The organism is Verrucomicrobiota bacterium (assembly GCA_016871675.1).
Taxonomy (GTDB): Bacteria; Verrucomicrobiota; Verrucomicrobiia; order Limisphaerales; family VHCN01; genus VHCN01.
Map to the genome: position 1 here is coordinate 47,303 of VHCN01000017.1, position 13,616 is coordinate 60,918.

The 13,616-nt window shown below is 65.3% G+C and carries 7 protein-coding genes and 1 pseudogene; 5 read left to right on the plus strand and 3 right to left on the minus strand.

All coding sequences use genetic code 11. The features are described 5' to 3' along the window. Nucleotides 1-85: 85 nt before the first annotated feature. Together FJ386_05940 and FJ386_05945 are read left to right on the plus strand one after the other, a co-directional pair. The gene (locus FJ386_05940; GenBank protein ID MBM3876245.1) at nucleotides 86-1,480 is read left to right on the plus strand and encodes a hypothetical protein; all 1,395 of its coding nucleotides are present in this window, start codon (nucleotides 86-88) and stop codon (nucleotides 1,478-1,480) included. A 68-nt stretch (nucleotides 1,481-1,548) separates the two neighbouring features. Continuing rightward, on the plus strand, nucleotides 1,549-2,607 hold the full coding sequence (locus FJ386_05945; protein MBM3876246.1) for a sialidase: 1,059 nt from the start codon (nucleotides 1,549-1,551) through the stop codon (nucleotides 2,605-2,607). Between the two features lie 11 nt (nucleotides 2,608-2,618). On the opposite strand, the gene FJ386_05950 is transcribed toward FJ386_05945, so the two are convergent. Both FJ386_05950 and FJ386_05955 read right to left on the minus strand, forming a co-directional pair. Further along, nucleotides 2,619-3,371, minus strand: coding sequence for a hypothetical protein (locus FJ386_05950; GenBank protein MBM3876247.1), 753 nt, complete (start codon nucleotides 3,369-3,371; stop codon nucleotides 2,619-2,621). Further along, a complete protein-coding gene (locus tag FJ386_05955; GenBank protein ID MBM3876248.1) occupies nucleotides 3,368-5,308 on the minus strand; it encodes a cyclic nucleotide-binding domain-containing protein in 1,941 nt (646 codons plus the stop codon). Before FJ386_05955 ends, FJ386_05950 begins: the two co-directional genes overlap by 4 nt. Before the next feature lie 248 nt (nucleotides 5,309-5,556). Here FJ386_05955 and FJ386_05960 point away from each other — a divergent pair, with 248 nt between their 5' ends. Continuing rightward, nucleotides 5,557-8,079, plus strand: a complete 2,523-nt coding sequence (locus FJ386_05960; GenBank protein MBM3876249.1) for an ATP-dependent Clp protease ATP-binding subunit — start codon at nucleotides 5,557-5,559, stop codon at nucleotides 8,077-8,079. A gap of 688 nt (nucleotides 8,080-8,767) precedes the next feature. After that, nucleotides 8,768-11,059 (plus strand): annotated as a pseudogene (locus tag FJ386_05965) (hypothetical protein). 525 nt (nucleotides 11,060-11,584) lie between these two features. Here FJ386_05965 and FJ386_05970 read toward each other — a convergent pair. Further along, a complete protein-coding gene (locus tag FJ386_05970; protein ID MBM3876250.1) occupies nucleotides 11,585-13,024 on the minus strand; it encodes an aldehyde dehydrogenase in 1,440 nt (479 codons plus the stop codon). A gap of 264 nt (nucleotides 13,025-13,288) precedes the next feature. On the opposite strand from FJ386_05970, the gene FJ386_05975 reads away from it, so the two are divergent. Next, nucleotides 13,289-13,616 (plus strand): MFS transporter (locus tag FJ386_05975; protein ID MBM3876251.1); only part of this gene is annotated, 328 nt, incomplete at its 3' end.

Here is a 13,616-nt window from a genome sequence, read left to right on the forward strand (position 1 = left end):
CTTTCACCACATCCAAACGGCGAACGCAAGCCGCGGGCGCGCCAAATCTGTTGCCAGCCCGGCTGTCGTGGGCAATGCTCCGACCATGCGCGACCGGGTGTTCCTCCTCGTGTCCGTCGTCCTCAACACGGTGCTCGCGTTTGTCCTCGTCGCCCACCACCTCGACTCGCGCCCGAAAGTCCGCCGCGTCACACGCACCATCCGCACACCCACGACGGTCACGAACCTCGTCCGCACGAACATCACGCTCACCCAGTTGAACTTTGACTGGGCCAAGGTCGAGTCCGACGACTTCAGCGTCTACGTTCAAAACCTCCGTTTGATTGGATGCCCCGAGGAGACCATCCGCGACATCATCGTCGCGGACGTGGAGAAACTTTTCGCGGGCCGGCGCGCGCGGGAACTGCCCGACGAAGACATCGAGTGGTGGCGCGCCGATCCGCACGCCAGCCGAAACAAAGCTCGCGAGGAGCGCATGGCCGCGCTCGATGCCGAGCGTGACGAGTTGCTCACCCGCCTGCTCGGCGCGGGCTGGGCAAAGGCAGAACCGGAAGTCGACGCGGACAACTCGCTGCTGACCGGCCCCGTCCTCGGCGCGCTTCCAGCCGAGACGAAGAAGGCGATCGCGGAGATCGACGCGCGCGGCGCCAAACGGATCGCCGACCTGTATGCCGCCGCCGAGAGCGCCGGACGCGAGCCTGACGCCGGCGCGGAGGTTCGGATCAGGCGCGAGATGCGCGAGGAGTTCGCGCGGCTCCTCTCTCCGGCCCAGCTCGAGGAATATCTGGTGCGGAATTCAGCGAACGCGGACCGCATCCGCAGTGAACTCGGGTTCTTCGAACCGACACCCGATGAGTTTCGCTCCATCTTTCGCGCGAGCGACCCGTTCGACATCAAGATTCAAGCGGACTACTCGGGCGACGATGCCATCAGCCGGCAGGCCCGCGCCCAACTGGAGCAACAGCGGGAAAACGCGCTCAAACAGGCGCTCGGACCGCAGCGCTACGAGGATTTCAAACTCAACCAGGATGCGGGCTACCGCGACGTGTTCGGCGCGCTCCAATCGGCGGGCGCCCCGGCGGAGTCCGCGCGCACCGTGCATCAGGTCAACCAAGCCACGCAGCAGGAGATCGAGCGCATCCGTGCGATGCAGAATCTCGGCGAGGAGCAGCGGCGCGCGTTGGTTGCCACCGCCGAGGCCGAGCGCGACCGCACGTTGAAGGGATTTCTGGGAGAGGAGACGTTTGGAAAGTTCACCGAACAGCGCCGAGTGATGACGGACACCGATTTCTTCACCCTGAACATGCCCTTCGATGCCAAGGGCCAGCCGCTCCGCGCGCGGGAGTGGATCATCAAGTCGCCCGCTGACGCGACCGTCCGCCGCGCACATGACGCCACCCGGCTGATCAATGTCGAGGTGGGGCAACGCGTCTTCACCACCGAGCCGGGCTCGCAACCCGAGAAGAAAAAATCGCCGTGAGCAGGGCGGTGATCCGACGCATTTGCGGTGGCTTGGCCGCGGTCGGGGCGGTGGTTTCACTCGTTTCCGTGTTTCCAGCACGCGGCGCTGAATCGGCGTCCTCGAAGCTTGCGCCGTTCTTCACGCCACCCGCAGAGCTGGCAAACGGGTTCGGAGCGTTCAAGTCGCCGCTTGGCTTCAACGACGGCCGCACGGTGAGGTCCGCGGCCGACTGGCAGGAGCGGCGCCGGGAAATCCTGGCGGACTGGCACAGGCTCATGGGGCCGTGGCCGGCTCTGCTCGACAAGCCGCGCGTGGAAATCCTCGAATCGCGAGCGCGCGAGGATTTCACCCAGCATCGCGTCCGCGTGGAAGTCGCGGCGGGCCGGCTCGAACCGGGTTTCGTGCTCGTGCCACCGGGCAAGGGTCCGTTCCCGGCGGTGCTGGTGCCTTACTACAATCCCGAGACGAGCATCGGGCTCACGACGAATGGGCTGCGCGACTTCGCGCTGCAACTCACACGGCGCGGGTTCGTCACGCTCTCGATCGGTTCGCCCGGCGGCGACGCGCGGCGGCCCGACCCGGAGCGCCCGACATGGCAGCCCCTCTCCTTCCTCGGCTATGTCGCCGCCAACTGCCGCACTGCGCTCGCGCAACGCGGCGATGTGGACCCGCGCCGCATCGGCGTCGTCGGTCATTCCTACGGTGGCAAGTGGGCGATGTTCGCCTCGTGCCTGCACGAAGGCTTCGCGTGCGCGGCGTGGTCCGACGGCGGCATCGTGTGGGACGAGAAGCGCCCGAACGTGAACTACTGGGAACCGTGGTATCTCGGGCGCGATGCCTCGGCGACTCGCAAGCCGGGCGTGCCCACGGAGGCAAACCCGCGCACGGGAGCTTACAAGGAACTCGTCGCCACGGGGCGCGACCTGCACGAGTTGCACGCGTTGATGGCGCCGCGACCGTTCCTCGTCTCGGGCGGCTCGGAAGACCCGCCGGAGCGGTGGCGCGCACTGAACCACTCGATCGCCGTGAACAAGCTGCTCGGCCACACGAATCGCGTCGCGATGACAAACCGGAGGACACATTCCCCGACGGAAGAATCCAACGAACAGATTTACCTGTTCTTCGAGCGGTTTCTGAAGCGATGAGCCGCCGCGGGCTACGGTTTTCCCTGGCCGAGTCGGCTCAGCTTCGCACGAGCCTGAGAATTGCCCTGCGCTGCGGATTGCTTGAGCCAGTATTCGGCGATGTTCGCGTCCTTCTCAACGCCATCGCCGGTGAGATAACGAACGCCGAGGTCGTATTGCGCCGTGTCGGAGCCTTTCGCCGCCCGGTCCATCTGCGACGCGACGACTTTGCTGCGGGTCTCTTCGGGGGTCTGGGTTCGCGGCGGTGTCGAAGTCGAGGTGCCCTGGGTTGGAGTGGAACGGCTGGCCGTGCTGGCTGCGCCGGACTTTTTGGCCATCGCCTTTTCCGCGTCGGTCAACGGCGCGGCGGTGAGCGGCGCGTCCTTCCCGCCGATGCCGGTGAGCGAGTAAATGAAGTTCAGGTCGTCCTCCGATTCCCACTTCTTGTCCGGCCCGGCGGACTTGATTTCGAAACCGTTCTTGTCGCGCCTCGCCGCGATCCGATAATCGGTTCCCCACATGTCTTTGGACTTGTCGCGCGTCTCGCGGCCGCCCTTCTCCATCATGTTCTCCTTGAGGAACTGGCTGAAATTGTTGAGCGGCAGCGTGGCGCTGTCGGCGTATTCCATCGCGACGGCGTCGGCGATGCCCTGCATCTCGATGCCCGCAGTGGCGGCGCTCTGGACCTTGGTGATCACGTCGAGCGATTGGGCGAGCGAGTCCTTGTTCACGTAGCCCACGATGCCGAGCGCGGCGACGGGCAGGAGTTTGAGCAGCGCGCTCATGACGCGGTCGCCGTGAGGCGCTGGTCGAGGACGTTTTCGAGCGTGAGGCCGGTGACGAAATCCTGGCTGACGAGCCGGAGGAAATCCTCCTTGCCGAGACGGAGGCAGCGGCCTGCGCCGACGGCGGTGACCTGCGCGCTGGCGGGCTGGTTGCGCAAGAGGCTGATCTCGCCGCAGAAGTCACCGGGGCCGAGCGTGCGCTTGTGCTGGCCTTGCACGCGCACCTCGAACTGCCCCTCGTGCACGAGCCAGAAGGAGTCGTTGGCCTTGTTCTCCTCGATCACCCGGTCGCCGGGCTTGAAATCGCGAAACGTGAAGGCGCTCGACGCGCGGAGCAGCGGCTGCGGATGCCACTCGGCGAAGAGCGGGTTGCGACGCAGAAACGCGCACACCTGCACCGCGTCGCGAATGGTCTTCGTGCCGAGCGCAGACACGAGCAACCGGTCGAAATCGGCGCGCGTGAGCGCGAAGAGCTGCGTCGCCTCGACCGCCTTCACCGACCGCGTGCGCGGGAGGTTCTCGAGCAACGCGACCTCCCCAAAGACATCGCCCGTGCCGAGATTGGCGACAAACATCTGATCGCCGGCCTCGGTTTCCTTGAGCACCTCGACGCGCCCGGAATACACCACGAACATGGCCTCGCCGCGATCGCGCTCGCGGATGACCATGGTGCCGGCCTCCACCGTGAGAAACTTCATCGAAGCCGCGACCTGCCTGAGGTCATCGGGCGGAAGTTGCCCGAGAAGGAGCGTGGAGCCGAGAAAACGGACAACCTCGCTTTCCACCGGACGCGCCATTCCCGCGGGCCGCTCGTGCGCGGCTCGCTCGGCGGCCATCAGGCTCGGTGCCGCCAGGCGCCACAACCCGCGCGCGAGGATCCACGCGACGTAGAGCACCGGCAGCATCACCACCGCGGCCAGCAGCGCGAAACCCACCAACGAAAGCCACCGCGTGGCCTCGCCGACTTCGTTCGTGAAAAGCGAACTGAGCACGCCCTCCTGCGCCTGCAGCCGTCGCGCCCCGTATTGATACACCGCGCCGAGCCAGAGGATCGCGTAGGTGCTGTAGACCAGAAAATACTTCTCCTCCACGAGCTGGTCCTTCCAGTTGAAGATCTGGGCAACGAGTTTCCGGCTGAGGAATCGCGCGGCGCATTTCGGCAGTTGATAGTCCTTGCGGAGCAGCGCGTGCAGCAGCGCATGCGCGGGCGTGTCCCCGAACGGACACGCGAGCACCACCGCGGCGAGACCGCTCGCGAGCAATCCGGTCGGCGACTGGATCAGCGCGGCGACCATCGCGAGCAGGAACGGCGCGCTGAGCGCACGAAACGCGACGCACAATTCGCAGATGCGCCCGCCCATGAACGCATCCCGCAAGTCCACCGCGAAAAACGGCAGTCCCCGGTCGAACCGGATGCGCAATCCGCCGACGAGCCGGCCGAAGTTGCAGAGCACACAGCCGGCAAGCGCGTTCGCAAGGCTCAGGCCGAGAGCCACCCAGAACGCGACCGCAAGCCAGCCGTCGGGCATGGTGCCGGTGACGAGCGACGACGACGCCATCACGCCGCAGCCCGCCAGGATCATGGCGAGCGAGAGCCCGATCGAAAGTCCCGGGCGGATTCGCGCGCCGGCTTGCTTGAGAAACATCACCGTCTGCGTCGGTTCCGCGGTGTCGGAGATGAAGCCCTTCAAGTGCGCGGCGAGGACGAGGTCGTAGAACCCGCGCACGCGCACGGGCGGGTCGAGCTGGAGCAGACCGTGGAGCACCTCCTGCACGGAGCGCTTGCCGTCAAACTGGTCGAGCGAGCGCTGCTGCTCGGCGTCGAGCGCGAGGTATTCGCCGCGCGTGGTCTGCTTGAGCAGGCGCGTGCCGCCAGGCAGGTGGCGCGTCTCGATGGCCGACGACAGCCGGAAAACTCTCGAGTTGAGTGCCAGCATGGGTTCTTCGAAAGCTGCCGGGAGTGAAGCAGCAAGACGCGCCCGCGGCAAGTTTCAATTCCGGGACGAGGCCGCGAACATTGCGGCGAAATTCGTTTTGCAACTTCGCGGTTCGGAATTACTCTCCACGCGTCGGTCGGCGGTGACTCCTCGAAGCGGTGAAGCGGGTTCCGCTTCTTCGCGTCAGATTTCCGACCCCGCAGCCGCGACGCTGCGTTGCAACCGCCGACCGCAACACTCTCGATGTTATGAGCGAAGAAGCCATGAGCAACTTCACCCCCCGCGCGCAGCAGGTGCTTGCCCTCGCGCGCAAGGAGGCGGACCGCTTCAACCACAACTTTGTCGGCACGGAGCATCTCCTGCTCGGACTCATCAAGCTCGGCCAGGGCGTCGCCGTGAACGTCCTCCAGAAGATGGGCCTTGACCTCGAGACCGTCCGCATGGAGGTCGAGAAGCAGGTCGGCACCGGGCCGGACCAGAAGCAGGTCGGCAACATTCCCTACACACCCCGCGTGAAAAAGGTGCTCGCCCTCTCCTCCAAGGAAGCCAAGGCGCTCAACCACACTTACGTCGGCACGGAGCACATCCTGCTTGGCCTGTTGCGCGAGGGCGACGGCGTCGCGGCGCGCGTGTTGAAGAGCCTCGACGTGGACATTGAGCAGACGCGCCAGGAAATCCTGAAGGAGCTCGACCCGAACTTCGGCGCCTCCGAGGAACAGCCCGCCGGCGAGGGCACGCCCGAGCCCAAGAGCGAGAAGCCCGCCGGCGAGGGCAAGAAGTCCGAGCAGAAGACGCCCGCGTTGAAGGCCTTCGGCCGCGACCTCACGGAGATCGCGCGCAAGGGCGAGATGGACCCCGTCATCGGCCGCAAGAACGAGATCGAGCGCGTCATCCAGATTCTCTGCCGCCGCACGAAGAACAATCCCGTGCTGCTTGGCGAGGCCGGCGTCGGCAAGACCGCCATCGTCGAGGGCCTTGCGCAGGAGGTCGCCAAGGGCAACGTGCCGGAATTGCTGCGCGAGAAGCGCGTGATCACCCTCGACCTCGCCCTCATGGTCGCCGGGACGAAGTATCGCGGCCAGTTCGAGGAGCGCATCAAGGCGGTGATGGATGAAATCCGCCGGAACAAGAACGTCATCCTGTTCATCGACGAGCTGCACACGATCGTCGGCGCAGGCTCGGCCGAGGGCACGATGGACGCCAGCAACATCATCAAGCCCGCCTTGAGCCGCGGCGAACTCCAGTGCATCGGCGCCACGACGCTCAACGAATACCGAAAATACATCGAGAAGGACGCCGCGCTCGAACGCCGCTTCCAGTCCGTCAAAGTCGAGGCTCCGTCCATCGACGAGGCCATCCTCATCCTTCGCGGGCTTCGCGGGAAATACGAGGACCACCACAAGGCCGAGTTCACCGATCTCGCGATCGAGTCCGCGGTGAAGCTGTCCGACCGCTACATCACCGGGCGCTTCCTGCCTGACAAGGCGATCGACGTGATGGATGAAGCCGGCGCGCGCGCGCGCATCAACGCGATGACGCGCCCGCCCGATGTGAAAGCCCTCGAGACGGAGATCGAGGAACTCAAGACCCGCAAGGAGCGCTCGATCAAGGACCAGGACTTCGAGGGCGCGGCGAACTTCCGCGACAAGGAAAAGCAGTCCAAGGAACGCCTCGATGCCGTCATGGCCGAGTGGCGCACCGCCCGCGAGGAAAAGCGCGTGAAGGTGGACGAGGACGACATCCTGCAAATCGTCTCCAAGTGGACCGGCGTGCCGCTCAAGCGCATGGAGCGCGACGAAATCAAGCGGCTCCTCGACATGGAACTCGAGCTCTCAAAGGCCATCGTCGGCCAGCAGGAAGCCGTCACCGCGTTGTGCAAGGCGCTGCGCCGCTCGCGCGCCGACCTCAAGGACCCCAAGCGGCCCATCGGCACGTTCGCCCTGCTCGGGCCGACCGGCGTGGGCAAGACGCTTGTGGCCAAGACGCTCGCCGAGTTCATGTTTGGCGACCCCAAGTCGCTCGTGCAGCTCGACATGAGCGAATACATGGAGAAGTTCACCGTGTCGCGGCTCGTCGGTTCGCCGCCGGGCTACGTGGGCTTCGAGGAAGGCGGCCAGCTCACCGAGCAGGTGCGGCGCCGGCCGTATTCCGTCATCCTCTTCGACGAAATCGAAAAGGCGCATCCCGACGTGATGAACATGCTCCTTCAGATTCTCGAGGAGGGCAAACTCACCGACAGCCAGGGGCGCGTGGTGGACTTCCGCAACACCATCGTGCTGCTCACCTCGAACGTGGGCGCCGAGGCCATGCGCAAGGGCGCGGGCATCGGCTTCACCTCGCAGAAGGAACAGGACACCTACGACCGGATGCGCGACAAGATTCTCGACGAGGCCAAGAAGGCGTTCCGGCCCGAGTTCCTCAACCGGCTCGACGACGTCATCGTGTTCCGCTCGCTCACCAAGCCCGACCTCATCAAGATTCTCGACCTCGAAGTCGCCAAGGTGCTGGGCAGGCTCAAGTCCAAGAACATCCGCCTCGACCTCGACGAAAAGGCGCGCGATTTCCTGGTGGAGAAAGGCTTTGACCCGGTTTACGGCGCGCGGCCGATGCGGCGCTCGGTCGAGAAATACCTCGAAGACCCGCTCGCCGAGGAACTCCTGCGCGGCAACATCCACGATGGCGAGCCGGTAAGCGTCACGACCACCGGGGACAAGCTGACCTTCTCGCAGGCGAAAGCCGCGGCGGAAGGCGCGGTCGCATCAAGCCAGTGAGCGGGTTGGCGGCGGCGTAGATATTCTGCATCGGCATGCTGGCACAAGGCCTGTAGCCCCTTCGACTCCAAACTTGCCTCAAGGCGCTGTCGCAATGAGCAGGGTAAAACCGTCAGGACTAGGGCTGGGAACGAGACGGAAGCTTGGGATTGAAGGGCCGGATGAAATTCGTCTGGTTGGTGGCAACGCCCTGAATGGGCGGGACACCGGGAACGACCGGTTGAGCAAACACCGCGGGAGTTCCGGGCGCAGGCTGCGCGCGTTGGATCGGGGTCGTTCCCAAAGTCGCGCGCCGTGGCGAGCGCTTCCCGGCAGGGCGGTTCCGCGACCGAGGGCTGGCCGCATTGGTTGAGAATCCACCCGGGCTTGACGAGCGAGTGGGCGACTTTCTGGAGCCCGAGTGCCGCGATCTGCCGCGCAAGGTGCAGCGACTGGCGGAGCATCCCATCTCCTTCATGGACGACGACACCTGCTGGACAAGCAACTGGGTGCCGGGCTCGTTCACGGCCGTGCGGGAGACTTCTACAACGGGACGGCGGCTTCGCCCACTCAAACAAGCCGCAACGCAACGTCCCCAACTTTCCCCTGTCCACCCGCGCCGCCTTTGCTACTCTCCCACGCGCAAGAAACCCCTGAAGACTGAGAGGCCGCCATGCTGTCCCAACATCCCCGACCCGTGTTCACCGCCATCCTCACCGCCACCCTCGCCCTCGCGGCCCCGGTTGCGCGCGCCGCCGACCTTCCCATCGTGGCCGACGTCGAGTGGCAGCCGTTCGCCGCGCAAGCCCGCCGGCTCATCGAGGCCACGGACTATCTTGGCTCGCCGTTTAGTGACGCCGACAAGGCCGCGCTGAACACCGCGCTCGCCGCCACCGACACTGCCGCCGCCGTCGAGAAGATCCAGACCGTGCTCGACCGTTACGCGCTCTACGGCGTGCACATCAATCCCGAGATGCGCGTGAAGGTCGCGCAGGGCGCCGCGAAGCCCGAGCTCGTCGAACAAGGCTGGCGGCAATTCCTGGTCAAGGTCGCCAACGAATCCGGCACCACCGCCCCGCTCCGCGGCGCAAGCCCGAACGCGCAGCGCCTCTTCAACTCCCCGCAAGCCGACGTCGCCAGCCGCTGGCTCGATTTGCAGATGTTCGACGCCCAGCCGCTGCGCCCGACCCTCAGCGGTCTCAAGGTCGAGTATCGCATCCTCCAGCTCTACAGCCGCGACGCCGGCAAGCGCGAGGCCCGCATCAACTTCAACGTCGGCCAGGGCACGCAGGACATCGGCTTCCGCAACGAGGCCGACACGCTCTTCGACTGCAAGCCCGCGCGCAACATCGTCTTCGACGTGAAGGACGAGAACGGCAAGCCCACCACCGCGAGCTTCATCATCCGCGACGCGCAGGGCCGCGTGCATCCGTCGCAAGCCAAGCGCCTCGCGCCGGACTTTGCGTTCCATCCGCAGGTCTATCGCGCCGACGGCGAAGTCATGAAGCTCCCCGTCGGCCAATACACCGTCGAATTCCAGCGCGGCCCCGAGTCGCTCGTGCGCCGCTATCCCATGGCCGTGAAGAACGACACCGTGCGCTGGACCTTCAAAGTCGAGCGATGGGTCGACCCCGCCAAGCTCGGCTGGATTTCCGGCGACCACCACATCCACGCCGCCGGCTGCGCGCACTACACCAATCCCACCGAGGGCGTCCACGCGCCCGACATGATGCGCCACATCCTCGGCGAAGATTTGAAAGTCGGCGCGAACCTCACGTGGGGCCCGTGCTTCGACTACCAGAAACAATTCTTCACCGGCAAAGACGACAAGGTCTCGCAGCATCCCTACATCCTGCGCTACGACGTCGAGGTCAGCGGCTTCGGCTCGCACCAGAGCGGGCACCTCTGCCTGCTGCGGCTCAAAGAGCAGATGTATCCCGGCGGCGACTCGAAAAACCACTGGCCCACCCTCGGCCTCAACACCCTCCGCTGGGCCAAGAAACAGGGCGCGCTCGTCGGCCCCGCCCACTCCGGCTGGGGCCTGGAGACCCGCGCGCCCGCGGCCGGACGCGACGCCGCGCCCCTCAACAGCAAGACCTCCGGCGCCGCCGCCGGCATGAGCGCCGAACTGCCCACCCTCATCATGCCGCCCTTCAACGGCATCGGCGCCAACGAATACATCATGAACGTCACCCACACGGTGCCCGGCCCCGACGGCAAGCTCGTCCCCGCCGTGGACTTCCTCTCCATGGTGGACACCCCCTACGTGTGGGAACTCAACATCTGGTATCACACCCTCAACGTCGGCTTCCGCACCCGCATCAGCGGCGAGACCGACTTCCCCTGCATCTACGGCGAAAAAGTCGGCCTCGGCCGCAGCTACGTGAAACTGCCCGCCAAATGGACCTACGAAGACTGGTGCGAAGGCATCCGCGCCGGCCGCAACTACGTCAGCGACGGCAAGAGCCACATCATGGAAATGAAACTCAACAACACCGCCCTCGGCGAGAACGGCAGCGAAGTCAAACTCGCCGCGCCCGGCAACGTGCGCATCACCGCGAAAATCGCCGGCTACCTCAACCCCCAGCCCGACCCCACCATGAAAGGCCGGCCCTACCAGCAGAAACCCTACTGGGACATCGAGCGCGCCCGCATCGGCGACACCCGCCAAGTCCCCGTCGAACTCCTCGTCAACAGCCTGCCCGTCGCCACACAGAACCTCCTGGCCGACGGCGCGACCCGCGACATGACCTTCGACGTGAAAATCGACCGCAGCAGTTGGGTCGCCCTGCGCGTCCTGCCCTCCTCGCACAGCAACCCCATCTGGGTGACCGTCGGCAACAAACCCGTGCGCGCCTCCCAGAAGAGCGCCGAGTGGTGCCTCAAAGCCGTGGACGTGTGCTGGCAGCAAAAAGAACGCACCTACCGGGCCGACGAGAAGGAGCAAGCCGCCAAGGACTACGAACACGCCCGCCAGAGCTACCAGCGCCTCGTGCAAGAAAGCGCCGACGCCCCCGACGCCCGCGCCGACGCCGCGCCGGACAACCCGCAGCGCCGCGCGGTTCAGGCAGCAGGCTCGAAGTGACCGAATAGCAAGTTCATGTGATTATGAGGGAGTTGACGCCTCTGGCAGAGAGGTCACCCAGTTTGTTCCTCCAGTGTCGCTGAAGAAGGGTGATATGATTCAGATTGTGATTGGAGATTCATATGCGGCCTCGTAAGAAACAAGGATCAGACAAGAGGCCTGTTTTTTCTGGGGCATTGGCGCGGGGTGATTTTTGAGAGGGGGGCTGCCGACTCAAATGGCGAGTGGAACGCGAAGACGCGGATCATGACCTGGAAGGGCGTGGACTTGCCGGAAGGCTGGACGAGTTCCTCGCAGGTGACGCACGAAGCGGATCGCGTGGTCTTGACAGCGCTGACGAGGAACGAGAAGGGGGAAGTGTTGCGCGACGTGCGTTCGACCTCGAAGCGCTTGGCGGAAACCGGCGCGTCGGCGCAGCCGGCGAAGCCGAAGTGACCGGGCCTACCCCACCTTGCCGAGCATGTCCGGCAGCGTCTGGAACGCGCGGGCGCGGAAGAGAAAGTCCACGATGTTGCCTTCGTGCGGCTGGAGCCAGTCGAGCTTGATGGTGGGCAGCGCGCCGATGTTGAGGCGGTCGATGTTGTGCGCCTCCATGAGCTGCCGTTGCCAGGCGCGGTTGTGGGTGATGCACGAGGCGACGAGGGTGGTGCCGATTTTCTCGATCATCTGGTCCTGCGGGCACTCGACGACGGTGGCATAGGGGAACATGTATTCGGTGTTCGCGATGGCGCGGTCGGGCGAGTCGCAGTGGAGCACCCACGGGCGCAGATACGCGCAGCGTTCCTTCTCGACGAGGCGCGGGCCAAACTTGGCGGTCATGTCGGTGACGCCGGCTTCCTTGGCCTTGTCGAGGATCGAGGCGTGGACGGCCTGGGCTTGTCCCGGCACGGTGAAGGCGGCGAGGGCGGCCTTGGGGTCCTCGGGCGGGAGCACGTCGATGGGGCCGATTTTCTCGGCGAGCGCGGCGGCGATTTCTTTGGTGTGGCGCGAGGCCCAGACGCCGGAGGTGTTGATGCAGCCGCGGCCGGAGTTGAGGTAGATGCCGTCGGCGATGAGGTCGATGTATTTGGGCCAGTCGTCCACCACGTCGTCGCCGAGGAGGACCTTGCTGAAGCCGGGCCCGTGGACTTGCACGCGCGGGTTGCCTTCGTATTGCTTCACGGTCTGGGTGCTGCCGAAGATCATGGTGCGGCGGCAGCGGTTGACGACTTCGGCGCCCATCTCGCCCGCGCCCGGGTAGATGCCGAAGGCTTCGCGCGGGATGCCCGCCGCGGTGAACGCCGCGGCCATGCGGTAGGGCGTCCACGGCTCCTGCGGGCCGGGCTTGAGCACGAGGCCGATTTGCATCGCGATCACGGGCAGCCACAGCGTGTGGACGCCGGGCGAGTTGGACGGCAGCACCATGCCGAGCACGGGCGTCTGCGCCTGGTAGCTGACGATGACGCCGCGGTTCTCATCGCCGTAGCCGCGCGTGAGGATGTCGAGCGGCAGGCCGCGCGTGAGGCAGTCGAGGATCTTGTCCATGTTGGAGAGCACGAAGTGGTTCTTGGACATGTTGAATTTGCACATGTGCTCGGGCAGGCCGGTGGACGCGGATTGCTGGCGCGCGAAGTCGTCGGGCGATTGAGTGCCGTCGCCCATCGGGAGGGTGGCGTCGCGGTAGAAGTCGGCGGCCTTCTTCATGATCTGCACGAGGTCGCGGATGGGGATGTCCTTGAGGACTTCGCGCGAGCGCGCGGCCTTCTTCATATCCTTGGCGAGCAGGCCGGGATTGGCGCGGCTGACTTGCGCGAGGGTCTCGCCGGTGACGAAGTGGATGACGGGATCGGTCTCGAGGCTTTCGTAAGGCTGGCCCCAGCGGAGGACGGGAATCTTGACCATGGTGGATGAGGTGAGGTGTGAGCAGTCGGTGATGTGCGGTGATTGCGCGTGTTTGACGGAGTGCGCGCAAGGAAATTCTGGGAAGCTGAGACCGCTGCAAAACGTGCAGCGTCGAGCCTGCGCCTCGACGGAACATGCCAGATTCCAGGGAAAGTCCGGCCCCAGACCGGACACTCCGCCGACGCTCGATGAATTTTGCAGAGAGGGGCCAAGGTGGCGCTTGCCACTCCAGGGGCCTTCCCCTACGGTTTCACGCACACGGCTATGAATTCCTCACCCAAGCTCAAGCTCTTCGTCATGATGGTGCTCCAGTTCTTCATCTGGGGCGCGTGGCTGCCGCTCATCTTCGGCTACCTGCCGAGCCTCGGCTTCTCGCCCGGGCAGCAGTCGTGGATTCTCAACGCCTTCCCCATCGCGTCGATCGTCGGCATGTTCTTCAGCAACCAGTGGGCGGACCGGAAGTTTGCGGCGGAGAAGTTCCTCGCCTTCTCGCACCTCATCGGCGGGCTTGCGATGATCGGGCTCGCGTTCACGAAGGATTTCAACACGTTCTTCGCGCTGATGATAGTGCACTGCCTCTTCTACGTGCCGA